This is a genomic window from Mycobacterium riyadhense (assembly GCF_963853645.1).
Lineage (GTDB): Bacteria > Actinomycetota > Actinomycetes > Mycobacteriales > Mycobacteriaceae > Mycobacterium > Mycobacterium riyadhense.
Map to the genome: position 1 here is coordinate 1,679,923 of NZ_OY970456.1, position 23,509 is coordinate 1,703,431.

The following is a 23,509-nucleotide window of genomic DNA, read 5'->3' on the forward strand; positions in this document are numbered from 1 at the left end:
GGATTAAGTACACTCTTTAGGCGAACCGGCTCTTCAATGACGTGGGTCGGCTAGCCGCGCGAGGAGGGCCCTCATGGGTATCGCACTGACCGACGATCATCGCGAACTCGCCGAGGTAGCCCGCGCGTTCTTGACCTCGCAGAAGGCGCGCTGGGCGGCGCGCTCACTGCTGGATGCGACCGACGAGGCCCGACCGCCGTTTTGGCCGAACCTTGTCGAGCTTGGCTGGCTTGGTCTGCACATCGACGAGGAGCACGGCGGCTCAGGCTACGGACTTCCCGAACTCGTGGTAGTGATCGAAGAACTCGGCCGCGCGATAGCGCCCGGGCCGTTCGTGCCGACGGTGATCGCCTCGGCCGTGATCGCCAAAGAGGCGACGGCCGAGCAAAAAGCCCGGCTGCTGCCAGGACTGATCGACGGAACCGTCACCGCGGGCGTCGGCCTGGGCGGCGGGGTGCAGCTCAATGACGGAGTTGCCGACGGCGAGGCCGGGGTGGTGCTGGGTGCGGGGCTGGCCGAGCTGTTGCTGGTTGCCGCCGGTGACGATGTGCTGGTGCTGGAGCGCGGCCGCGACGGCGTCTCCGTTGAGGTGCCGCAGAACTTCGATCCGACCCGGCGTTCCGGACGTGTCCGGCTGCACAACGTGAGCGTGGCCGCCGATGACATCCTGCCGGGCGCGCGGGAGTCGGCTCTGGCCCGCGCGCGGACATTGCTCGCCGCCGAGGCGGTTGGGGGCGCGGCCGACTGCGTCGACGCCGCCGTTGCCTATGCCAAGGTGCGTCAGCAATTTGGCCGCACCATCGCCACTTTCCAAGCGGTGAAACATCATTGCGCGAATATGTTGGTGGCGGCCGAGTCGGCGATCGCGGCGGTGTGGGACGCCGCGCGAGCGGCAGCTGCGGACTCCTCGGAGGACGAAGCGCAGTTCCGCCTGATCGCGGCGGTGGCGGCGGCGCTGGCGTTCCCTGCCTACGCGCGTAATGCCGAACTCAACATTCAGGTGCACGGCGGCATCGGCTTCACCTGGGAGCACGATGCGCATCTGCACCTGCGACGCGCGTTGGTGATCGCTGCATTGTTCGGCGGAGACGCGCCCGCCGCAGATGTTTTCGACCGCACCGCGGCCGGAGTCACCCGCGCCAACAGCCTGGACCTGCCGCCCGAGGCCGAAGAACTGCGTACCCAGATCCGTGCCGATGCGGCCGAGATTGCGGCCCTGGACAAGCAGGCGCAGCTGGACAAGTTGATCGAGACGGGCTACGTGATGCCACACTGGCCCAAGCCGTGGGGGTTGGCGGCCGATGCCGTCAAGCAGTTGGTGATTGAGGAAGAGTTTCGCGCGGCGGGCATCAAGCGGCCGGACTACTCGATCACCGGATGGGTGATCCTGACCCTGATCCAGCACGGAACCCCTTGGCAAATCGAGCGATTCGTTGAGAAGGCGCTGCGCCAGGACGAGGTCTGGTGCCAACTGTTCTCCGAACCCGAAGCCGGATCGGATGCCGCCTCGGTCAAGACCCGCGCCACTCGGGTGGACGGCGGCTGGAAGATCAACGGGCAGAAGGTGTGGACCAGTGGGGCGCAGTACTGCGCACGTGGCTTGGCTACCGTGCGCACCGACCCCGATGCGCCTAAGCACGCCGGCATCACGACGGTAATCGTCGACATGAATGCGCCGGAAGTCGAGGTGCGACCGCTGCGGCAGATCACCGGCGGCTCGGAATTCAACGAAGTGTTCTTCAACGACCTTTTTGTTCCCGACGAGGACGTCGTCGGCGCACCCAACTCCGGGTGGACGGTCGCGCGGGCCACGCTGGGCAACGAGCGGGTCAGCATCGGCGGCAGTGGGGGCTACTACGAGGGTCTAGGGGCGAAACTGGTGAAGCGGGTGCAACAGCGGCCAGATGCCTTGGCGGGCGGGCGAATACGGGTCGGCTCGTTCCTCGCCGATGATCACGCGCTGCGGCTGTTGAACCTGCGCCGTGCCGCCCGCAGCGTCGAAGGTGCGGGCCCGGGGCCCGAAGGCAACGTCACCAAGCTCATGCTGGCCGAGCACATGATCGAGGGCGCGGCGATCTCGGCGGCGCTGCTGGGTCCCGACATCGCGCTGCTCGACGGGCCGGGTGCGCTGGGCGGCCGGATGGTCATGGGTGCCCGGGGCATCGCGATCGCCGGCGGCACATCGGAGGTCGCCCGCAACCAGATCGCCGAGCGGATCCTCGGCATGCCCCGCGACCCGCTGGTCAACTGATTTCGCTGGCGAGCAGACGCAAAAGCCCCCATTTCGCGCGGCGAAATGGGGCTTTTGCGTCTGCTCGCGCCACTAGGCCGGGGCGAACAACAGCGCGCCGCCGGGACCCTTCTCCGGCCGCATCTCGACGGGCATCCCGCATACCACCGAATCTGGTTCGCAGCCAACGATATTGGCGGCCACGCGAAGGCCGGGCTGTTCGCTGAGTTCCACGATGGCAATCACATAGGGCGTCGGGACATCCGGGTTATACCGGTGGTAGTTGACGGTGTAGGTGAAGACCGTGCCATGCCCGGACACCGGCCGCGCGACCAAAGGGCCGCCACAGTCCGGGCATTGGCCCGCGGCAGGATGCACCCAGCTGGCGCAACCGTCGCAGTGCTTGATGAGCAGCTGGGAAGTCGGCTCGGCTGGCACGACCAATACAGTACACTCTATTGGTCCGGTGTCCGCCGCACGCCTACGGACGGTGCAGATGAGCTACTTCGAGAAAGACGCGATCTTGTCCGGCATTGGCATTTCGCGAATCGGCCGTCGTACTGGCATCCCCGGGCTGGAGCTGACCATGGAGGCGGTGCGGGCCGCCATCGATGACGCCGGCCTGACCGCCGCCGATATCGACGGAATTGCGACGTTGGGTGACACTCCGGCTGGCGAGGTTAACGCCGAACTGCGGATCGAGGCCGCGGACTGCGGAACGGGATTCGGCACCGGCGGCCTGCTGAGTCCGGTCATGTCGGCGTGCCGCGCGGTCTCGGAACGCCGCGCGCGCCATGTGGTGGTGTACCGGACCATTCAAATGCTCGGCGGTAGCGTGCCGGTCAAGCCGCAAGAAGACGCGCCCCCGCCGCCGCTTGCGCGCATGTTCGATGTGCCCGAAGGCGCTCCGCGGCCGGCTGTGGGTCCGATGGACGACATCACCGATCTGGTTGCGGCCCACGCTTACTCCGCTGCGAACTGGCTGGCCCTGAACTGCCGACGCCATATGGAACTGTATGGAACCACCAAGGAGCAATTGGGCTGGCTGGCTCTCAACGGCCGGCGCAACGCGGCTCTGAATCCCCGTGCGGTGTATCGCGACCCGATGACGATGGCCGACTATCTGGGCGCCCGATTGGTGTCGACGCCGTTCGGGTTGCTGGATTGCGATGTGCCCGTTGACGGCTCCATCGCGGTGGTGGTGTCTGGGGCGGAGTACGCCCGCGACTGCCCACACCGAGTCGTTAGGGTCGAGGCGATCGGTGGGTCCGACGGTGCCGGCGGCTGGTTCCACCGCCGTGATTACCCCAAGATGGCCATGTCCGATGCCGCGGCGCAGATGTGGTCACGGACCGAATTGAGGCCCGCCGACCTTGACGTCGCCCAGTTATACGACGGTTTCACGTTTCTCGCCATCGCATGGTTGGAAGCCCTTGGCATTTGTGCCGACGGCGAGGCCGGCCCATTCGTCGAGGGCGGCGCGCGAATCGCCCGCGACGGCGGACTACCCCTTAACACCTATGGTGGCCAACTGTCGGCCGGGCGCATGCACGGTTACTGGGCGCTGCACGAAGGATGCTTGCAGCTGCGCGGCGAAGCGGGGGAACGGCAAGTCTCGCAACGACCGGAGGTCGGCGTGGTTTCGGTAGGCGGCGGACCCGTCGCCGGATGCATGTTGCTCACCTGTTGAGCCGTCGATGAGTTTCGACGCAGACATCGCGCGGCCGGACAACCGAGCCTCGAAGATTGCCCGCCGCATCGAGGCGGACATCGTGCGCCGTGGTTGGCCCGTCGGAGAATCGCTTGGTTCCGAACAAGCTCTGCAACAACGCTTTTGCGTGAGCCGATCGGTCCTGCGCGAAGCCGTTCGCCTCGTCGAGCACCATCAGGTTGCCCGGATGCGTCGCGGACCCAACGGTGGGCTGCTCGTTTGCGAGCCCGATGCCGGCCCGGCGACCCGCGCCGTCGTCATCTATCTCGAATATCTGGGCACCACGCTCGGCGACCTGCTCAACGCTCGGCTGGTGCTCGAGCCGTTGGCGGCCGCTCTTGCCGCAGAGCACATCGACGAGACCGGCATCGAGGCGTTGCGCGCAGTCCTACGCGCGGAGGAACAGTGGCGGCCGGGTATGCCCGCACCACGTGAGGAGTTCCACGTCGCACTCGCAGAACGCTCCAAAAACCCTGTCTTACAGCTATTTATCGATGTCCTGATGAGGCTGACCAAGCGATACGCACTTGAATCGCGGACCGCGTCGGAAAATGAGGCCCTCGAAGCGGTCGACCAGATGCACCATGCGCATGCCGGCATCGTCGCAGCGGTCACCGCGGGCGATTCAGCACGCGCCAGGACGCTCACCGAGCGACACGTGCAAGCGGTGACCGCCTGGTTGCGCGAGCACCAGAACGGGGCGGATGCCACGGCTCGGGTACGCGGGCCGCGCCGAGCAGGATTCGAAATCGATGCCCCCCGAGGCAAGCTCGCCGAGGTGTTGGCGGCCACGATTGGCGACGATATCGCCGCCAGCGGCTGGCGGGTCGGTTCGGTTTTCGGGACTGAGACCGCGCTGCTGGACCGCTATCGAGTGAGCCGGTCGGCGCTGCGCGAAGCCGTGCGACTACTCGAATATCACGCGATCGCGCGGATGCGCCGCGGACCGGGCGGCGGACTGATCGTCACACAACCCCAGGCGCAGGCGAGCATCGACACCATCGCGCTCTACCTGCAGTACCGCAAACCGGGCCGCGAAGACCTGCGCTGCGTCCGCGATGCCATCGAGATCGACAATGTGGCCAGAGTGCTCAGGCGACGCGCCGAACCTGAGGTCGCGGCCTTCCTCCACACGAATCGACCCGTCCTCGAAATGCCAACAGACGATGTGCGCAAGGCCGCCGTCGAGGAGTTTCGCTTCCACGTCGGGCTATCCCAACTGGCCGGAAATGCTTTGCTCGAATTATTCCTCCGGATAATCGTCGAATTGTTCCGCCGTCACTGGTCCAGCACCGGCCAAGCACTGCCGACTTGGAGCGACGTGGTCGCCGTGGAACACGCCCATGAGCGGATTCTCGAGGCGATCAGCATTGGCGACGACAGCCTGGCCCGCTACCGCATCCGTCGCCATTTGGACGCCGCCGCGTCCTGGTGGTTGTAGTCCGACCCGCCGGAGAATCCGGCGGTGCGCATGGCTAACGCATGTCTGGGGTATGTCGATAAACAGATTGATGGCCGGTCCAAGAGGGGGCCGGCATACTGACGCAAGCGGGAGCGCTAGATGGCTTCGATCCCCGAGACGAAGCAACGAGGCTTCGTCCATTCCGCGCTCTTCTACCACTCCCAAAGGGAATATCTGGATTTTGTGGTTCGCTTCGTCGCCAACGGGTTCGCGGTCGATGAGCCCGTCCTGGTCGCGGTGCCGGGTGACCTGCTGGCACTCTTGCGTCCGGAGTTGAACGCCGCCCGCGCGGGATCGACCGCCGAGTTGCGGATGGTCGATATCGCCGAGGTGGCCCGCAATCCGAGCCGATTTTTGGCGATCGAGAGTGCCTTCACCGCTAAGCACTTCAAGCAACGCGTGCGGATTGTCAGTCAACTTGTCTGGCCGGGTCGCACGGCCGATGAATGCCTCGCCTGTGCGCAGCACGAGGCCTTGAGCAACGGGGCATTGGCAAGCCTGAACGTGATGGGATTGTGCCTCTACGACGCAGAGCGGCTAGAGGAAGATGTTCTGGCTGACGCCCGCAGCACACACCCATTGTTCTGGAAATGCGGATCGGCCTATCGCAGCACCGAGTACGCGCCGGATGACGCCCTGGCGCGCTGTAACCAGCCGCTACCCTCCAATCCGGGTGCTGTCACCTACACCGTGCGGAAGGGCGCGGACCTGCGTCCCGCACGGTCGTTTGCGGTCGACTATGCCGGTTGGGTTGGCCTATCGCAGGACGGCATCAAGGATCTGCAAATGATCGCCACCGAGTTGGCCACCAACAGCTTGCAGTACGCCGGAGGAGCGTGCCAGCTGGCTTTCTGGCGACAGAATGAGCATCTCGTTTGCGAGGCGCGCGATGGGGGACGACTCGATGACCCGCTGGTGGGACGCCACCACCCCGGCACCGGCGGCACCGCCAGTCGCGGTCTATTCCTCGTCAACGCCGTGGCGGATCTGGTGCGTACCCACACCTCTGCAAATGGGACGACTATCCAGGCATACCTTCGGCTTAACCCGTCACGGGGATCGACGGGATAACCGGCCGCGGCGCGACGCTGGCGCCACCGGTCAGAGTCGGGGTTTGACTCGCCTCGGGGTGACTGATGGCGGTCACCCCGAGGCGAGTGGATGCTGTGCCAGCGGAACGGGCCAAATTGGCTGCAGCCGGACCGACCGACGGCTTGAGAAGGGAGGTAAGCCGTGGGTGATCGGGCGATTCCGTTGGCGCAGCGTTGTTTCCAGACGGCGGCTTACGCTGGCGCCACGACCGCGGGGTCGCCCTGCGCTAGGGGGTGGCCACCGCTGGCGCAACCGGCCAATAGCATCGCCGCCATCGCGGCGAGCACCGCGCCGAGCATCCGTATGCTGTTCTTCCTAGCGCTCATTTTTCTGCCTCTCGTTTGCCGGATCGGAACCGCGCTGTACAACCGCGGCATTCGGATGCTAACGGCGACATGGGGGGACAGTGAACAGCTTCTTTTCGTCGACGAGCGGCTGTTTGAGCGTTGGTTGTGGGCGAGCAAAGGCGCGGTGGAGCATTTGCTCCGAATGGTGGGAGGGGCAAGATGGTGACGCAGAACCAAAGCGCCCAGGTCAAAGCTACGTTGCCGTAGGTTTGGGTAGCTGAGGAAAAATCCGCACCCCGATCCGAGGCAACACGCGATTCGTCGGCAGATTATTTATCGTTCCGCGAATTCCGTGAAATCACGCATTTTTGGCGCTGCACCGACTAGAATCCGCCCCCCTAGGGCGAGATGCGGACCTAGCGCCTACGACGGCAGTTCGGGCACGGGAGGCGCGGTTACCTGCTCGGAGCAGCTCGCCGCGAACACCGCAAACGCAGCGAATAACACCGCCGCTACCACCCGGGAGACCTTGCTTTTGGAGCTCATGGTTGGCGCCTTTCTTTGTTCATGCATCAGCGTGGTTGGTTTGCTATGAACACCGTCTGCGATGCTATCCCCGGTCTGCGCGCCCTGCGTGTCGTTTCGCCGCATTGCCCAACGAATTTGGTTCTCGTTCGCGAACTTTCACCGATCGTGGGCATACCTCATGTCAAGGATGTGGAATACGTCGAGCCGCCGGGGACCAACCGATTACTCGGCCACCCGATGCGCTTGCCGCGGTATCGGCGGCAGTCGCAGTGGTCCCCGGCGGATCCCCCGACGTAGTGAGGGAAACGCCGGTGTGCCAGCTAGCCGACAGCCGCCGCGGGCACCGGGTTGCCGGGCACCTCGACGTTGGGTGTCCGTTGTGCCGCGCAGCCCGCCGCCAGCAGTGCGAATACCGTGCCCAGAACCGCGACCACCGTCCCAACCCTCTGCCTGGTGTTCTTTGCGCTCATCGACCGCGCCTTTCGTTGCTAGACCGCACCCGTCGGCGATTCCACCGCCATCAGATGCTATCGCCGTGAGCCTGGGCGCCGAGCCGTTTTTCGCATCTTGAACTCCGGCCCGGAACGCACCGTCCGCTAATCCGCCGAGCAGACGCAAAATCGCCCTGGAGCCAATGCTCCAGGGCGATTTTGCGTCTGCTCGCGAGGAGAACGCGGCTACAGCCGGCGCAGGACGATAGGCATCCCGTCCATCGGCACCGGCATGCCGCCGTAATCCCAATGCGCGTGATATTCGGGCCGGGGCAGCTCAAGGCGATAGCGGCGGAGCAGCCGGTGCAGAATCGTCTTGATCTCCAACTGGCCAAACACCATCCCGATGCACTTGTGCGCACCGCCGCCGAACGGCGTGAACGCATAACGATGCCGCTTGTGCTCATTGCGCGGCTCGGTGAATCGCTCCGGGTCGAACTTCATTGGGTCCGTCCACAATTCCGGCAGGCGATGATTCATCCCGGGATAGGCGACGACGTTTGTGCCCTTCGGTAGGTAGTAGCCGAGCAGGTCCGTGTCGCGCACCGCCTGGCGCATCGCCCATTGCACGGGCGTCACCAGGCGGATCGACTCGTTCATCACCAGATCAAGCGATTCCAGCTTCTCCAGCGATTCGATGTCGAGCGGTCCGTCGCCGAGGCGATCCGATTCGTCGCGGCAACGGTCCTGCCATTCCGGGTGCGCGGCCAGGTGGTAGACCATTGTGGTTGCCGTGGACGTCGACGTGTCGTGCGCGGCCATCATCAGGAAGATCATGTGGTTGACGATGTCCTCGTCGGAGAACCGATTGCCGTCCTCGTCCTCGGTTTGACACAGCACCGTCAGCAGGTCGTTGCCCTCTTTGCCGCGGCGCTCCTTGACTCGTTCTTCGAAGTAGTTCTCCAGCAGCTCACGCGCCTTGATGCCACGCCACCAGGTGAACGGCGGCACGCTGGTGCGGATGATCGCGTTCCCGGCGCGGGTCGTCGTGGTGAAGGCCTTGTTCACCTTCGTCACCAGCTCGCGGTCGGTTCCCGGTTCGTGGCCCATAAACACCATCGAGGCGATGTCGAGCGTGAGCTCCTTCATCGCCGGATAGAGAAGGAAGCGTGGATCGTTGGTCACCCAGTCGTCGACAATGACGTGCGAGACCACTTGGTCCATGTGCTCGACGTAGCCGGCTAGTCGCGACCGGACGAACGCTTCCTGCAGGATCCGTCGGTGAAACATGTGCTCGTCAAAGTCGAGCAGCATCAGTCCGCGGCGAAAGAACGGCCCGATTACCGGGACCCAGCCCTGCTGCGAGTAGTCCTTGTTGCGGTTGGAGTAGATGGTCTGCGCGGCGTCCGGACCGAGCGCCGCGACGGCAGGCAGGATCGGGGAATCCGCGAATATGACCGGGCCCTTGGTTTGGTACATGAACATCAGGTAGTCAGGTCCGCCGCGCAAGATCTCAATGAGATGCCCAATAATCGGCAACCCCGCGTCACCGAGGATCGGTTTGAGGTCGCTGCCCGGCGGCGGGGCGGCCAGTGTCTTCGCCGGGAATTGAGTGTTCCGCAGCGTGCGTTCGACAAGACCCATGCCGGGAAAGTTGTTTATCGACGGGGTCAACCGACGTTTGGCTTGGTCAACAAGGTATGTTGGGGTGCTAATTGTCGCCATTGACGCTCCTTACCGGTTGCGACAGCCGCCGTTACCAATTATGAGCCGGACGGCATCGACGCATGTCAAGTTCCATTTTTGCGCGACATAGTGCAAGGTCAGGGTGTGATTACCGGTGCCGAGTACGGAGAGCGGGGCTTTCCGGCGTTCCGACGGCGTGGCGACAAGCATCGCCAAGCGATCATGCAGGCGGTGCGCGAACTCCTCCAGGAGATGCCGTTTGCGGAGTTGTCGGTCAGCATGATCAGCAACCGAGCCGGTGTGGCCCGGTCGGGTTTCTACTTCTATTTCGAGTCCAAATATTCGGTGCTTGCCCAAATCCTGGCCGAGGTCGCGAGCGACCTCGACGAGCGCACCCAGAACTTCGGCGCTCGGCAACCGGGCGAGTCGCCGGAGCAGTTCGCCAAGCGCATGGTCGCGAGTGCGGTGGCGGTATATGCGCACGCCAAGCCGGTGATGACGGCATGCAATACCGCCCGCCACAGCGATGCCGAGATAAGCGAGATCCTCGAGCAGCAGTTTGAGGGTGTGCTGCGCGCACTTGTCGGCATTGTCAAAGCCGAGGTGAAGGCCGGGACGGCGTACCCGATCAGCGAGGATCTCCCCACGCTGATCCGCACCCTGGCGGCCACTACCGCACAAATGCTTACCGGTGACCCGTTTTTTGTGGGCCGCACCGATGACCTGGATCGTCGCGTCAAGGTGCTTGAGCAGATGTGGCTCAACGCGCTGTGGGGTGGTAAAGGCTGTAGCGGCTAAATCGCTGCAGCCGTCGCCGCTGGGCTCATCGATCGATCTGTACCAGCACTTGGTCGCTCGCGGTAGGAGCCGTGGCGGGGCATGGCGGGCCACGCCGTTACCGCCGGTATCGTCACGGCCATGACGCAGACGGCATCCGGGCGGTATTTCGCGGGCAAGCGGTGTTTTGTCACCGGTGCAGCCAGCGGCATCGGGCGCGCCACCGCGTTGCGGCTTGCCGCACAGGGCGCCGAGTTGTATTTGACCGACCGCGACTTCGACGGTTTGGCGCAAACCGTGTCCGACGCCCGCGCGCTGGGCGCCCAAGTGCCCGCCCATCGGGTGCTCGACATCTCCGACTACGACGAGGTGGCGACGTTCGCGGCCGACATCCACGCCAGTCATGCCAGCATGGACGTCCTGTTGAACATCGCCGGAGTGTCGGCCTGGGGGACCGTTGACCAGCTCACCCACGATCAGTGGAGCAGGATGGTCGCGATCAACCTGATGGGTCCGATCCACGTGATCGAGACATTTGTCCCGCCGATGGTCGCGGCCGGTCGGGGCGGGCATCTGGTCAATGTGTCCTCGGCGGCCGGTCTGGTTGCGCTGCCCTGGCATGCGGCCTATAGCGCCAGCAAGTTCGGCCTGCGCGGGCTATCTGAAGTGCTGCGCTTCGACCTGGCCCGGCACCGCATCGGGGTCTCTGTCGTAGTGCCGGGTGCGGTGAGGACCCCACTGGTCAACACTGTCGAGATCGCCGGCGTCGACCGCGATGATCCCAGGGTGGGTCGGTGGGTCGACCGCTTCAGCGGTCATGCCGTGTCACCGGAGAAAGCCGCCGAGAAGATCTTGGCTGGCGTGGCCAAGAACAGATACCTGATCTACACGTCGGGCGATATCCGGGCGTTGTATGCGTTCAAGCGGGTGGCTTGGTGGCCCTACAGCTTGGTGATGCGGCGGGTGAATGTGTTCTTCACCCGTGCGCTGCGGCCCGCCCCCTTGCGGCCCCATTCCGGCTAGGAAGAACCCGGCGATCCTGCCGCCGGCGTTCTGCCGCACCCTGCCAGGACCCGCCCGCCAGTCCGGACGTCACCAACCCGTCGGCATCTCAAGTTCCAGGCGCACCCCGAGTAATCGGACCGGCCGATCTAGTTCGAACAAGTCCAGAATGCGCAGCGCGGCGGCGGTGATGACGTCAGCATCGGTGGTGGGCGCCTGCAGCTTGCGGATCTTGGTGCGGGTGTAAAACGTCGCGGTGCGCACGGTGACGGCGACCCGGGTGACTATTCGCGCCGACGCCACGACGTCGTTCAGCGCCCGCTGCGCGAGTTCCGTTATCGCCGCGTCCATGTCGGCGCGGTCAGTGAGATCGCGGGGAAAGGTAACGACGTGGCTTCGCGAGCGCGGGACCCACGGCTCGGTGCTGACTTCGGTGTCGCCGCCACCCTTGGCGAGCAGCAGCAGCCAGAGTCCGGTTCGCGGGCCGAATGTGGATGCCAGCAGTTCGGCGTCGCCGTGCGCAAGCTGCCAGACTGTCGTTATCCCTAGGGCTGCAAGCTTTTTCATTGTCTTGGGACCCACGCCCCATAGTGCGTCGACCCTGCGCACGGCCATCAAATCCATCCAGTTCGCATCGGTGAGCGCAAATATCCCGCCTGGTTTTGCGAAGCCAGTGGCGACCTTGGCGCGTTGTTTGTTGTCGCTGATGCCGACCGAGCAGGACAGCCCGGTTTCTGCCATGACGACGGCGCGGATCTGTTCGGCGACTTCGGCGGGGTCGACGGGGTTATCGGCGTCCTGGGTGCTCACCTCGACATACGCCTCGTCCCAGCCCCACACCTCCACCGGGTGGCCCAGGTCGCGCAATAACCCCATCACCTCGTCGGACGCCGCGTCATAGGCGGCCGGATCCGACGGCAAGAAGGTGGCGTGGGGGCAAGCGCGGGCGGCTGTGCGCAGCGGCATCCCCGCCCGTACCCCGAACTTGCGGGCCTCATACGAGGCGCAGGTGACGACCTTGCGCGGTTCCGCCGGATCACCGTTGCCACCGACGATGACCGGCAGGCCGATGAGTTCGGGGCGGCGGCGCAGTTCGACCGCCGCCAGAAACTGGTCGAGGTCCACATGCAGGATCCACCGCTGTGTTCCTACCGCATCGTGATCGGTCACCGGCCGCATAGCTTGCGCGCCAGGCTTTCCCATGCGTCGCCCAACGATTGCAGTGTGTGGCCGCGGTCGTTGAGCTGATGCCCGACATAGTCGACGTCGAGCAGTGCTAGTAAGGCATCGGTCTGAGCATCCAGATCACCGGTGGTCCGAGCCAACCGCAGCAGCACCCGCACGTGCGTGCGGTTTACCGCCGCCGCCGGCCCGTAGCGGGTCTGCGGGTCGCGGTTGGCCTCCGACAGCAATTCGCGCTGGGTATGTACGAAGCAGATCCGCTCCCGGCCAAACGCGATGAGGCGATCGAGCGGTGGGGCATCCGGGCCCAGCGGCGGTGGGCCGAACAGAAAAGCCTGCTGACTGGCCCGCTCGTCCTCATCGAGAAGCACCATCATTAGACCGGCTCGGCTGCCAAACCGGCGGAACACGGTGCCCTTGCCGACGCCGGCGGCTGCGGCGACGTCGTCCATGGTGATCGCGTCGGCGCCGCGGTTGGCGACTAGGCGGCGCGCCGCCGCCACTATGAGGGCGCGATTGCGCGCCGCGTCACCCCGTTCGGGCGGATGCCGCTGCGGGGCGGAGACTGGCAATTCGCCGAATTGCTCCGCGTCGCTCACCCTTGCACTGTAGCGCGGGCCGGAATAAATCGGACCGTGGTCCGGTTTGGTCATGCGAAGATGTAGACCAAGAGCGGAAGGGACCGGAGAAATGTCGGATATCAAAGTTTTGGCGTTGGTAGGAAGCCTGCGCGCGGAGTCCATCAACCGCCGCATCGCCAAACTTGCGGGCGACGTCACCCCCGACGGGGTAGTCGTCACCGTGTTCGAAGGGCTGGGGGACTTGCCGTTCTACAACGAGGACGTTGACGACGCGGTCAACACCGCGGTTGATCATGCCCCGGACCCGGTGGTTGCGTTACGTGCCGCGGCCGCCGATGCCGATGCCGCGTTGGTGGTGACGCCGGAATACAACGGCAGCATTCCCGCCGTCATCAAGAACGCGATCGACTGGCTGTCCCGGCCGTTCGGCAACGGCGCGTTGAAGGACAAGCCGTTGGCCGTGATCGGTGGCTCCTTGGGCCGCTTCGGTGGCGTGTGGGCACACGACGAGGCGCGCAAGTCGTTCGGCATTGCCGGGGCACGCGTGATCGACGTCAAACTCTCGGTGCCGTTGCAAACCCTCGAGGGCAAGGCGCCCGCAGATCACGCCGAGCTTTCGGCGAATGTGCGTGACATTGTCGGCAAGCTCGTCGCCGAGGTCAGCTGACTTGTCGCTGTTTGGCGGCGATCTCGGCCACGAGTGACGTTGCAACACCGAATGCGAAGTACAGGGCTGGCAGCCACGGCGCGACCTTAAACAATGCGTTCGAGTCGGCGGCGTACCTGAATATGCCGAACTCGACGAGGACGGCTTCGAAGACTGGACCGCCTACAGCGGCAAGCAGACCGCACACCGCGCCGGGACTGTCACCTAGGGCGCACCAGGTGAGTATCGCGAGTGCATAGATGAGCACGTTCGTCGGGACCGCGGGCGCCGAGTGCACTAAGGCGGTGATGACGTAAATGCCGATCACGGCGGCCACGCCGGCGAGTCCCTGGCGTGCGCTGACCGTGGTACGCGGCGCCGGCAGGTGCAACCGCAGTTCGGCCAGCGTGACGGTCGCGGTTCCGACGAGCAGGGGGAACCAGACGGGGCTGCTCCACACATACGGAACCGCGTTGGTGAGGTACTCGGTGGTCCCGGTGACGACATGAGCGTGATCGCCGATCAGTGACGCCAGCATTCCCAGCACGAACAGGATCACGACTTCCGGCACGCGCAGTTTCATGATGCGCACGCTACATCAACCCAGCGGCCGCTGGTCGGTTTGCTGGCGGCCGGTAAACCGTGGATCCCGCGCCCGCGTTGTCGGTGGTCGGTGATAGACCAGGCGCACGGGCACTTCCGGCGGATGTTGTGATCTGCGACACGCCGAGGGGCCCCGAGGACAGGCCTTACGACCAGGGAATTTCAGAAATGTTATTCAGAACATCTTGTATCTCTTCTTCTTGTCACCCCCTAGGTGTAGTGTTTCGGGCACCGGCAGATCCCAAGTTAAGCGAGTCCCACCAAGGTCCCACCAGGTCCAAGGGTCGGGTGAACTTTCCCGGAATCGGTACCGCCAGATCGCGTGTCCTGGCAGCCGCAGGACGGGAATCTTGGAGCCTGATGGGCCGCTGAAAGTAGCGCAGATGTACCACACGAGTAGTTGCCAGTCTTGTTCCCCTCACTTCCGCAAAGGAGCGGTACGCCCATGAGCATCACCGTTTACAGCAAGCCCGCATGCGTGCAGTGCGTCGCGACCTACAAGGCGCTGGACAAGCAGGGCATCACCTACCAGAAAGTCGACATCAGCCTGGATTCCGAGGCGCGCGACTATGTGATGGCGCTGGGCTACCTGCAGGCGCCCGTCGTGGTGGCGGGAAACGACCACTGGTCGGGCTTCCGGCCCGATCGCATCAAGGCGCTGGCCGGGGCAGCGCTGACCGCCTAGCGCGGCGAGGACAGGGTAAGGAGGTTGCGGTGCCATGGATATCACGGGGCGCAACCTAGGTTGGATGAGTGGCGACCCGCGGCGCCCGGCTCGGGATATCGCTGCCGCGTCCGCGGCATCGCCACTGGTCTATTTCTCCTCGGTGTCGGAGAACACCCACCGCTTCGTGGAGAAGCTCGGCGTTCCCGCCACGCGGATACCGCTGCATGGGCGCATCGCGGTCGACGAACCGTACGTGCTGGTGCTGCCCACGTACGGCGGCGGCCGGGCCACACCGGACCTCAACGCCGGCGGCTATGTCCCCAAACAGGTCATCGCCTTTTTGAATAACGAGCACAACCGGTCGTTGATCCGCGGCGTCATCGCCGCGGGCAACAACAACTTTGGCGCCGAATTCGCTTATGCGGGTGACGTGGTCTCGCGCAAGTGCGGCGTTCCCTATCTCTACCGCTTCGAACTGATGGGTACCGAGGACGACGTCGTCGCCGTCCGCGCGGGACTTGCCGACTTCTGGAAGGAACAGACGTGCCACCAACCGCCACAGCTGCAGAGCCTGTAACCGCCGGCGCGCATGCGCTGCCGGGGGAAACGGACTATCACGCGCTGAACGCGATGCTGAATCTGTACGACGCCGACGGCAAGATTCAGTTCGACAAGGACCGTGAAGCCGCGCATCAGTACTTCCTGCAGCACGTCAACCAGAACACGGTCTTCTTCCACAATCAGGACGAGAAGCTCGACTACCTGATCCGTGAGAACTATTACGAGCGTGAGGTTCTCGACCAGTACTCGCGCAACTTCGTCAAGACGCTGCTGGATCGCGCCTACGCCAAGAAGTTCCGCTTCCCGACGTTCCTGGGCGCCTTCAAGTACTACACGTCCTACACGCTGAAGACCTTCGACGGGAAGCGCTACCTGGAGCGCTTCGAGGATCGCGTCGTCATGGTGGCGCTGACGCTGGCGGCCGGCGACACGGCGTTGGCCGAGAAACTGGTCGACGAGATCATCGACGGCCGGTTTCAGCCGGCCACCCCGACGTTTTTGAACTCCGGCAAGAAGCAGCGCGGCGAGCCAGTGAGTTGTTTTCTTTTGCGCATCGAGGACAACATGGAGTCGATCGGTCGATCGATCAATTCTGCGCTGCAGCTGTCCAAGCGTGGCGGGGGAGTTGCGTTGCTGCTGACCAACATTCGTGAGCACGGCGCACCGATCAAGAACATCGAGAACCAGTCCTCGGGTGTCATTCCGATCATGAAGCTGCTCGAGGACTCGTTCTCCTACGCCAACCAGCTGGGCGCGCGCCAGGGTGCGGGTGCGGTGTACCTGCATGCCCATCACCCCGACATCTATCGGTTCCTGGACACCAAGCGGGAGAACGCCGACGAGAAGATTCGGATCAAGACGCTGAGCCTGGGGGTGGTGATCCCCGACATCACCTTCGAGTTGGCCAAGCGCAACGACGACATGTACCTCTTCTCGCCGTATGACGTCGAACGGGTGTATGGTGTGGCGTTCGCCGACATTTCGGTGACCGAGAAGTACTACGAGATGGTCGACGACGCGCGGATCCGCAAGACCAAGATCAAGGCGCGGGAGTTCTTCCAGACGCTGGCCGAGCTGCAGTTCGAGTCCGGCTACCCGTACATCATGTTCGAAGACACGGTGAACCGAGCCAATCCCATTGAGGGCAAGATCACGCACTCGAACCTGTGCTCGGAGATCCTGCAGGTGTCCACGCCGTCGTTGTTCAACGAGGACTTGTCGTATGCCAAAGTGGGCAAGGACATTTCGTGCAACCTCGGATCGCTGAACATCGCCAAGACGATGGACTCCCCGGATTTCGCCCAGACCATCGACGTGGCGATTCGCGCGCTGACCGCGGTCAGCGACCAGACGCATATCAGGTCGGTGCCTTCAATTGAGCAGGGCAACAACGACTCCCACGCGATCGGGCTGGGGCAGATGAATCTGCACGGCTATCTGGCCCGCGAGCGCATCTTCTACGGCTCCGAAGAGGGCATCGACTTCACCAACATCTACTTCTACACCGTGCTCTACCACGCGCTACGGGCATCCAACCGCATCGCGATCGAACGCGGCACGCACTTCAAGGGTTTCGAGAGGTCCAAGTACGCGTCGGGGGAGTTCTTCGACAAGTACACCGAGCAGGTTTGGGAGCCGAAAACCGAGAAGGTGCGTCAGCTTTTCGCCGATGCCGGGATCCGGATCCCGACACAGGAGGATTGGCAGCGGCTGAAGGAGTCGGTGGCCACGCACGGCATCTACAACCAGAACCTGCAGGCGGTGCCGCCGACCGGATCAATCTCCTACATCAACCACTCGACGTCGTCGATCCACCCGATCGTGTCGAAGGTTGAGATCCGCAAGGAAGGCAAGATCGGGCGGGTCTATTACCCGGCGCCCTACATGACCAACGACAACCTGGAGTACTACCAGGACGCCTACGAGATCGGTTACGAGAAGATCATCGACACCTACGCGGCGGCCACTCAGCATGTGGATCAAGGGCTTTCGCTGACGTTGTTCTTCAAGGACACCGCCACCACTCGTGAGGTAAACCAGGCGCAGATCTACGCCTGGCGCAAGGGGATCAAGACGCTGTACTACATCCGGCTGCGCCAGATGGCGCTGGAAGGGACCGAGGTCGAGGGCTGCGTGTCCTGCATGTTGTGAGCCCCCCTCGCCGACTGTGAATATGCCGACGCCGCACCGGCGTGTCGCGTCGTGAGATGCACACTCGGCACGGCATGGGATAGCCAGTCTGCCCAGGTCAGCGGCGGCACGCGGTAAGGTGCTTGACGTGGTGAGAATGCCTCGACCCCCTCGACCCCATCCGAGCGTGAAGCCCGGCGTGAAGGTCGATGCCCGCAGCGAGCGTTGGCGCGAACACCGCAAGAAGGTGCGCAACGACATCGTCGATGCGGCTTTCCGGGCCATCGACCGCCTGGGGCCCGAGCTGAGCGTGCGCGAAATCGCCGAAGAAGCCGGCACCGCCAAGCCGAAGATCTACCGGCATTTCGCCGACAAGTCCGATCTGTTCCAGGCCATCGGCGAACGCTTGCGCGACATGTTGTGGGCGGCGATCTTCCCGTCCATCGACCTCAAGACCGACTCCGCGCGTGAGGTCATCCGGCGCAGCGTCGACGAGTACGTCACCCTGGTCGACATGCACCCCAACGTGCTGAGGGTCTTCATTCAGGGCCGCACCGGGGCCACCCCGCAGGCGACCGCCCGGATCCTCAACGAAGGCCGCGAGATCACCCTGGCCATGGCCGACATGTTCGACAACGAGCTGCGGGAGATGGAACTGGACCATACGGCCTTCGAACTCGCCGCACACGCCGCCTTCGGATCGGCGGCGTCGGCCACCGAGTGGTGGTTGGGCCCCGAACCCGACAGCCCGCGACGCATGTCACGTGAGCAGTTTGTCGCACACTTGACGACCATCATGCTGGGAGTGATCGTCGGCACCGCCGAGGCGTTGGGTATCGCGATGGACCCTGACCAGCCGATACATAACGTGGTCCCCAGCAATCCCGCGGTGAGTTAACACCCGGCGCCGTTGACATCGCCGCGGCTATCGATAACACTCACTCATATCCGATACCCTGGGTACTGGGTATTTACTGGGTATATGCCTAGCCGCCTACCTCCTCAGCGGCGCCGACTCATACAGACCTCAATAGGAAAGACCTATCTACCATGACAAATGTCGTGACCCCGGCTACCGAAGCAGCCGAGGAACCTCAAGCAAGCCAACCACCGGTGCATACCCGCGTCGTCATCATCGGGACCGGCTTCTCCGGTCTCGGCATGGCCATCTCGCTACAGCAGCAGGGCTTCTCCGGCCAAGACTTCGTGATCCTGGAGAAGGCCGACGACGTCGGCGGCACCTGGCGCGACAACAGCTACCCCGGCTGCGCCTGCGACATCCCGTCGCATCTGTACTCGTTCTCGTTCGAGCCCAAGCCCGACTGGAAGAATCCGTTCTCCTACCAACCCGAGATCTGGGACTACCTCAAAGGGGTCACCGAGAAATACGGGCTGCGCCGCTACATCGAGTTCAATTCCCTGGTCGATCGCGCCTACTGGGACGATGACGAATACCGCTGGCACGTATTCACCAGGGACGGGCGCGAATACGTCGCTCAGTTCCTGGTCTCGGGTGCTGGCGCGTTGCATATCCCGTCCTTCCCAGAAATCGAGGGTCGCGACGAATTCGCCGGTCCCGCTTTCCATTCCGCCGAATGGGACCACAGCGTCGACCTTACCGGCAAGCGCGTGGCGATCATCGGTACCGGCGCCAGCGCGATCCAGATTGTGCCCGAGATCGTCGGGAAGGTCGCCGAACTTCAGCTCTACCAACGCACCCCGCCGTGGGTGGTGCCGCGCGCCAATCCCGATTTCCCGCCGCTGTTGCGGCGGGCCATGGAGATCGTTCCCGGGCTACGTGCCCTGGTGCGCCTCGGCATTTACTGGGCCCACGAGGCATTGGCGTTTGGCATGACTAAGCGGCCGAACGCGTTGCGGTTCATCGAGGCCTACGCGAAGTACAACATTCGCCGATCGGTCAAGGATCGCGAGTTGCGTCGCAAACTGACCCCGAAGTACCGCATTGGTTGCAAGCGGATCCTGAACTCTTCCACCTACTACGGCGCCGTCGCCGATCCGAAGACCGAACTGATCACCGACGGCATCACCCGAATCACGCGCGACGGGATCGTCGCCGCCGACGGCACGCAGCGCCACGTCGACGTGATCGTGTACGCCACCGGTTTCCACGTCACCGACTCCTACACCTACGTCCAGATCAAGGGCCAGCACGGCGAGGACCTGGTGGACCGGTGGAACCGCGAGGGCATCGGTGCGCATCGCGGGATCACCGTGGCCAACATGCCCAACCTGTTCTTCCTGCTGGGGCCCAATACCGGGCTGGGCCACAACTCCGTGGTGTTCATGATCGAATCCCAGATTCGCTACGTCGCCGACGCGATCGCCAAGTGCGACAAGCTCGGCGCGCAGGCACTGGCGCCCACTCGCGCCGCGCAGGATCGCTTCAACGAGGAGCTGCAACACAAGCTGGCACGCTCGGTGTGGAACAGCGGCGGCTGCAGTAGCTGGTATCTCGACGAGCACGGCAAGAACACCGTGCTGTGGGGTGGCTACACCTGGCAATACTGGATGGGTACCCGCTCGGTCAAGCCGGAGGAGTATGAGTTCCTTGGCGTGGGTCGGGGCTCGTCGGCTAACCGCGTGGTGGTGAGTGCCCCCAACTGACCAGGCTTTGGGTGCGTAAGACCGCGGCATGGCTGAGGTTTCGCTGGACACACAAGAGCGCCGTGAGCTTTGCGACCTCTTCGACGAACTCGGCCCGTCAGCTCCTACCCTGATCGAGGGCTGGACCGCTCACGATCTGGCCGCCCACCTCGTGCTGCGCGAACGCGATCTCGTTGCCGGCCCGTGCATCGTCCTACCCGGCCCCTTCCGACGGTTCGCCGAGCGGCGCAGGGCCGCATTGGTGCAGAGCAAGGACTTTGCGTGGCTCGTCGCGCGGATCCGGTCCGGCCCACCGATCGGGTTGTTCCGCATCGGATGGGTGCGCGCGCTGGCGAATCTCAACGAGTTCTTTGTTCACCACGAGGACGTTCGCAGGGCCAACGGACGAGAACCCCGCAGCCTGACGCCCGCAATGGATGCCGCATTGTGGCGAAACGTTCGCCGCGGCAGCCACTTCCTGAGTAGGCGGCTGCACGCTGGGCTCGAGATCGAGTGGACCGGAACAGGTGAGCGGGTAACGGCTCAACCGGGCGAGCCGACGGCGCGACTCGGCGGCTCGCCGGGCGAGCTCCTGCTATACCTCTTCGGGCGCCAGGCGGCGGCGCGGGTCGACGTGAGCGGAGCACCGGAGGCCGTCGCGGCGGTGCGTCGGACGCACTTCGGCATGTAAGGTCACGACACGCTAAACACAACCTCTTGTGTTACGTAGGCGTGTCGGCCCCCAGGAGTAGTGTTTGAGGCCTAATACGGCAACTTATCGTCCTGGTGAAGTGGGGCCCTGGTGACTGGAAACGCGAAGCTGATCGACCGAGTCTCAGCGATCAACTGGAACCGGCTGCAAGACGAGAAAGACGCTGAAGTATGGGACCGGTTGACCGGAAATTTCTGGCTGCCGGAGAAGGTGCCGGTGTCCAACGACATTCCGTCCTGGGGCACGCTCACGGCCGGCGAGAAGCAGCTGACGATGCGGGTCTTCACCGGCCTGACCATGCTGGACACCATCCAGGGCACCGTCGGCGCGGTCAGCCTGATCCCCGATGCGCTGACCCCGCACGAGGAGGCGGTGTACACCAACATCGCGTTCATGGAGTCGGTGCACGCCAAGAGCTACAGCCAGATCTTCTCGACGCTGTGCTCGACCGCCGAGATCGACGACGCGTTCCGCTGGTCGGAGGAGAACCCCAACCTGCAGCGCAAGGCCGAGATCGTGCTCGAGTACTACCGGGGCGACGAACCGCTCAAGCGCAAGGTGGCATCCACATTGTTGGAGAGCTTCCTGTTCTACTCGGGCTTTTATCTGCCGATGTATTGGTCGAGCCGGGCCAAGCTGACCAACACCGCCGACATGATCCGGCTGATCATCCGCGACGAGGCGGTCCACGGCTACTACATCGGCTACAAGTTCCAGCGCGGTCTGGCGTTGGTCGACGAGGTCAAGCGCGCCGAGCTCAAGGACTACACCTACGAGCTGCTTTTTGAGCTGTACGACAACGAGGTCGAGTACACCCAGGACCTCTACGACGAGGTTGGGCTGACCGAGGACGTCAAGAAGTTCTTGCGGTACAACGCCAACAAGGCGCTAATGAATCTGGGCTACGAGGCGCTGTTCCCCCGGGACGAGACCGACGTGAACCCGGCGATCCTTTCGGCGCTGTCACCCAACGCCGACGAGAACCACGACTTCTTCTCCGGCTCGGGGTCGTCATATGTCATCGGCAAGGCCGTCGTCACCGAGGACGAGGACTGGGACTTCTAAGGGCCTGCCCCGCACGTGTTCGGGCCATGAACGGCTCGTGAATTGTCGGTTTTGCGTGCTGCCGCGCTGGCGCGGGTGACGCGACTGCACTGACACTGGTGGCGTGGCGAAACTGGCGAAACCGAAACCCACGTTCTCTCCGGCCGCATTTCTGCGTGCAGTGGTGCGCTGGCTGCAGATCGGCTACCCCGAAGGCGTTCCCGGGCCGGACCGGGTCGCGCTGCTGGCGCTGCTGCGCAGCACCCCGTTGACCGACGACCAGATCAGGGAGGTCGTGCAGAACATCACCGCGAACGGATCACCGGCCACCGCCGATGGTGTGATCGATCGAGACGAGATTGCCGAATTCATCTCCGAGGTGACGCATTACAACGCCGGGCCGGAGAACATCACGCGAGTGGCCAGCACCTTGGCGGCCGCCGGCTGGCCGCTGGCGGGTGTCGATGTCAGCGAGGTGGAACCCGGCGACGAGCACGGGGAAGCCGCCGAGGCCGCTGCCTCACAAGCTTGAGATGTCGATCACGAAGCGGTAGCGCACGTCGCTGGCCAGCACCCGCTCGTAGGCTTCGTTGATGTAATCCGCTGCGATGAGCTCGATTTCGGGCGTCACACCGTGTTCGGCGCAGAAATTCAGCATCTCCTGCGTCTCGGCGATCCCGCCGATGTTGGAGCCCGACAGGCTGCGGCGCATCAGCGCTAGCGCGAACGCCGGCACTTCCATGGGATGCTCCGGAATGCCCAGTTCGACCAGTGTGCCGTCGACATCGAGCAGGTTCAGGTATTGGCCCAGATCGAGATTCGCCGAGACGGTGTTGAGGATCAGGTCGAAGCTGCCGCGCAGCTTGCGGAAGGTCTCCGGGTCGGCGGTCGCGTAGTACTTGCTGGCCCCCAGGCGCAGGCCGTCTTCCATCTTCTTCAGCGACTGTGACAGCACCGTCACGTCGGCGCCCAGCGCCGCGCCGAGCTTGACGCCCATGTGCCCGAGTCCGCCCAAGCCGATGATGGCCAGGCGGGTGTTCTGCCCGGCGTTCCAGTGGCGCAGCGGCGAATACAGCGTGATGCCCGCGCACAACAGCGGCGCCGCGACGTCCAGCGGCAGCGACTCGGGGATGCGCAGCACGTAGTTCTCGTCAACCACGATCGCCTCGCTGTAGCCCCCCTGGGTTGGCTGACCGTCTTTGCCGATCGAGTTGTAGGTAAAGTTCGCGCCCGGTTTGCAGTACTGCTCGATGCCGCGCTCACAGCTGCTGCATTCGCGGCAGGAGTCCACGAAACAGCCGACGCCGACGTGGTCGCCGACCTTGTACTTGGTCACCTCGGAACCCACGGCGCTCACCACGCCGGCGATCTCATGCCCAGGCACCACAGGGTAAATCGGTTGGCCCCACTCGGCTTTCACGGTGTGGATGTCGGAGTGGCAGATCCCGGCGAACTTGATGTCGATCGCGACGTCGTGCGGTCCTGGGTCGCGACGGGTGACCGTGGTCTTGGTTAACGGTTCGGTCGCTGAGGTGGCGGCGTATGCGGAAACCGTGCTCATGGCAAGAGCCTA

Annotated in this window: 24 protein-coding genes; 15 read left to right on the forward strand and 9 right to left on the reverse strand. The window is 64.1% G+C overall.

Annotation, left to right across the window (positions count from 1 at the left end; all coding sequences use genetic code 11):
* The first annotated feature begins 73 nt into the window (after positions 1 to 73).
* On the forward strand, positions 74 to 2,251 hold the full coding sequence (locus tag AADZ78_RS07660; protein WP_085251982.1) for an acyl-CoA dehydrogenase: 2,178 nt from the start codon (positions 74 to 76) through the stop codon (positions 2,249 to 2,251).
* 72 nt (positions 2,252 to 2,323) lie between these two features.
* On the opposite strand, the gene AADZ78_RS07665 is transcribed toward AADZ78_RS07660, so the two are convergent.
* Positions 2,324 to 2,668 (reverse strand): Zn-ribbon domain-containing OB-fold protein, encoded by a 345-nt coding sequence (locus AADZ78_RS07665; protein ID WP_085251981.1) that lies wholly within the window; start codon positions 2,666 to 2,668, stop codon positions 2,324 to 2,326.
* 58 nt (positions 2,669 to 2,726) lie between these two features.
* On the opposite strand from AADZ78_RS07665, the gene AADZ78_RS07670 reads away from it, so the two are divergent.
* From AADZ78_RS07670 to AADZ78_RS07680, 3 genes are all read left to right on the forward strand, one after another.
* On the forward strand, positions 2,727 to 3,920 hold the full coding sequence (locus AADZ78_RS07670) for a thiolase family protein (RefSeq protein WP_085251980.1): 1,194 nt from the start codon (positions 2,727 to 2,729) through the stop codon (positions 3,918 to 3,920).
* Between the two features lie 7 nt (positions 3,921 to 3,927).
* Positions 3,928 to 5,382: a FadR/GntR family transcriptional regulator gene (locus tag AADZ78_RS07675; RefSeq protein ID WP_085251979.1), complete on the forward strand. Its 1,455-nt coding sequence runs from the start codon at positions 3,928 to 3,930 to the stop codon at positions 5,380 to 5,382.
* A 120-nt stretch (positions 5,383 to 5,502) separates the two neighbouring features.
* Entirely contained in the window at positions 5,503 to 6,474 is a 972-nt protein-coding gene (locus tag AADZ78_RS07680) for a sensor histidine kinase (protein ID WP_085251978.1), read from the forward strand.
* Between the two features lie 212 nt (positions 6,475 to 6,686).
* Here the strand turns inward: AADZ78_RS07680 and AADZ78_RS07685 are convergent, their stop codons facing one another.
* The 4 genes from AADZ78_RS07685 to AADZ78_RS07700 form a co-directional block, all read right to left on the reverse strand.
* Positions 6,687 to 6,821: a hypothetical protein gene (locus AADZ78_RS07685; protein WP_264033280.1), complete on the reverse strand. Its 135-nt coding sequence runs from the start codon at positions 6,819 to 6,821 to the stop codon at positions 6,687 to 6,689.
* A gap of 384 nt (positions 6,822 to 7,205) precedes the next feature.
* Positions 7,206 to 7,328, reverse strand: a complete 123-nt coding sequence (locus tag AADZ78_RS07690) for a hypothetical protein (RefSeq protein WP_264033279.1) — start codon at positions 7,326 to 7,328, stop codon at positions 7,206 to 7,208.
* A 302-nt stretch (positions 7,329 to 7,630) separates the two neighbouring features.
* Positions 7,631 to 7,780 carry a hypothetical protein gene (locus AADZ78_RS07695; RefSeq protein ID WP_169726366.1) on the reverse strand — a complete coding sequence of 50 codons (150 nt, stop codon included), beginning with the start codon at positions 7,778 to 7,780 and terminating at the stop codon, positions 7,631 to 7,633.
* A gap of 207 nt (positions 7,781 to 7,987) precedes the next feature.
* Complete coding sequence (locus tag AADZ78_RS07700; protein ID WP_085251975.1) at positions 7,988 to 9,466, reverse strand: cytochrome P450; 1,479 nt, start codon at positions 9,464 to 9,466, stop codon at positions 7,988 to 7,990.
* A gap of 87 nt (positions 9,467 to 9,553) precedes the next feature.
* Here AADZ78_RS07700 and AADZ78_RS07705 point away from each other — a divergent pair, with 87 nt between their 5' ends.
* Complete coding sequence (locus AADZ78_RS07705) at positions 9,554 to 10,225, forward strand: TetR/AcrR family transcriptional regulator (protein ID WP_372510540.1); 672 nt, start codon at positions 9,554 to 9,556, stop codon at positions 10,223 to 10,225.
* A gap of 120 nt (positions 10,226 to 10,345) precedes the next feature.
* A complete protein-coding gene (locus tag AADZ78_RS07710; RefSeq protein ID WP_085252000.1) occupies positions 10,346 to 11,227 on the forward strand; it encodes an SDR family oxidoreductase in 882 nt (293 codons plus the stop codon).
* 69 nt (positions 11,228 to 11,296) lie between these two features.
* Here the strand turns inward: AADZ78_RS07710 and AADZ78_RS07715 are convergent, their stop codons facing one another.
* Together AADZ78_RS07715 and AADZ78_RS07720 are read right to left on the reverse strand one after the other, a co-directional pair.
* Positions 11,297 to 12,385 (reverse strand): DNA polymerase IV, encoded by a 1,089-nt coding sequence (locus AADZ78_RS07715; protein WP_085251974.1) that lies wholly within the window; start codon positions 12,383 to 12,385, stop codon positions 11,297 to 11,299.
* Complete coding sequence (locus AADZ78_RS07720) at positions 12,373 to 12,987, reverse strand: TetR/AcrR family transcriptional regulator (RefSeq protein ID WP_085252001.1); 615 nt, start codon at positions 12,985 to 12,987, stop codon at positions 12,373 to 12,375. The genes AADZ78_RS07715 and AADZ78_RS07720 overlap by 13 nt, the downstream gene beginning before the upstream one ends.
* A gap of 91 nt (positions 12,988 to 13,078) precedes the next feature.
* Here AADZ78_RS07720 and AADZ78_RS07725 point away from each other — a divergent pair, with 91 nt between their 5' ends.
* Positions 13,079 to 13,636 carry an NAD(P)H-dependent oxidoreductase gene (locus AADZ78_RS07725; RefSeq protein WP_139828902.1) on the forward strand — a complete coding sequence of 186 codons (558 nt, stop codon included), beginning with the start codon at positions 13,079 to 13,081 and terminating at the stop codon, positions 13,634 to 13,636.
* Here AADZ78_RS07725 and AADZ78_RS07730 read toward each other — a convergent pair.
* Positions 13,629 to 14,198, reverse strand: a complete 570-nt coding sequence (locus AADZ78_RS07730) for a diacylglycerol-binding protein (RefSeq protein ID WP_085251972.1) — start codon at positions 14,196 to 14,198, stop codon at positions 13,629 to 13,631. The two genes, AADZ78_RS07725 and AADZ78_RS07730, sit on opposite strands and share 8 nt — an antisense overlap.
* Before the next feature lie 465 nt (positions 14,199 to 14,663).
* On the opposite strand from AADZ78_RS07730, the gene AADZ78_RS07735 reads away from it, so the two are divergent.
* The 8 genes from AADZ78_RS07735 to AADZ78_RS07770 all read left to right on the forward strand — a co-directional run bounded on the left by AADZ78_RS07735 (position 14,664) and on the right by AADZ78_RS07770 (position 22,468).
* Entirely contained in the window at positions 14,664 to 14,903 is a 240-nt protein-coding gene (locus tag AADZ78_RS07735; RefSeq protein ID WP_085251970.1) for a redoxin NrdH, read from the forward strand.
* A 64-nt stretch (positions 14,904 to 14,967) separates the two neighbouring features.
* Positions 14,968 to 15,462, forward strand: a complete 495-nt coding sequence (gene nrdI, locus AADZ78_RS07740; protein ID WP_085251969.1) for a class Ib ribonucleoside-diphosphate reductase assembly flavoprotein NrdI — start codon at positions 14,968 to 14,970, stop codon at positions 15,460 to 15,462.
* On the forward strand, positions 15,429 to 17,597 hold the full coding sequence (gene nrdE / locus AADZ78_RS07745) for a class 1b ribonucleoside-diphosphate reductase subunit alpha (RefSeq protein ID WP_085251968.1): 2,169 nt from the start codon (positions 15,429 to 15,431) through the stop codon (positions 17,595 to 17,597). Before nrdI ends, nrdE begins: the two co-directional genes overlap by 34 nt.
* A 136-nt stretch (positions 17,598 to 17,733) precedes the next feature.
* Positions 17,734 to 18,474 (forward strand): TetR/AcrR family transcriptional regulator, encoded by a 741-nt coding sequence (locus AADZ78_RS07750; protein ID WP_085251967.1) that lies wholly within the window; start codon positions 17,734 to 17,736, stop codon positions 18,472 to 18,474.
* A gap of 152 nt (positions 18,475 to 18,626) precedes the next feature.
* Positions 18,627 to 20,201, forward strand: coding sequence for a flavin-containing monooxygenase (locus AADZ78_RS07755; protein ID WP_085251966.1), 1,575 nt, complete (start codon positions 18,627 to 18,629; stop codon positions 20,199 to 20,201).
* A 28-nt stretch (positions 20,202 to 20,229) separates the two neighbouring features.
* Complete coding sequence (locus AADZ78_RS07760; protein WP_085251965.1) at positions 20,230 to 20,871, forward strand: TIGR03085 family metal-binding protein; 642 nt, start codon at positions 20,230 to 20,232, stop codon at positions 20,869 to 20,871.
* Between the two features lie 111 nt (positions 20,872 to 20,982).
* Complete coding sequence (gene nrdF, locus AADZ78_RS07765) at positions 20,983 to 21,957, forward strand: class 1b ribonucleoside-diphosphate reductase subunit beta (protein ID WP_085251964.1); 975 nt, start codon at positions 20,983 to 20,985, stop codon at positions 21,955 to 21,957.
* A 112-nt stretch (positions 21,958 to 22,069) separates the two neighbouring features.
* Positions 22,070 to 22,468, forward strand: coding sequence for a DUF3349 domain-containing protein (locus tag AADZ78_RS07770; RefSeq protein WP_372510539.1), 399 nt, complete (start codon positions 22,070 to 22,072; stop codon positions 22,466 to 22,468).
* On the opposite strand, the gene AADZ78_RS07775 is transcribed toward AADZ78_RS07770, so the two are convergent.
* Positions 22,457 to 23,497 carry an NAD(P)-dependent alcohol dehydrogenase gene (locus tag AADZ78_RS07775; RefSeq protein WP_085251963.1) on the reverse strand — a complete coding sequence of 347 codons (1,041 nt, stop codon included), beginning with the start codon at positions 23,495 to 23,497 and terminating at the stop codon, positions 22,457 to 22,459. The genes AADZ78_RS07770 and AADZ78_RS07775 overlap by 12 nt on opposite strands.
* Positions 23,498 to 23,509: the final 12 nt, after the last annotated feature.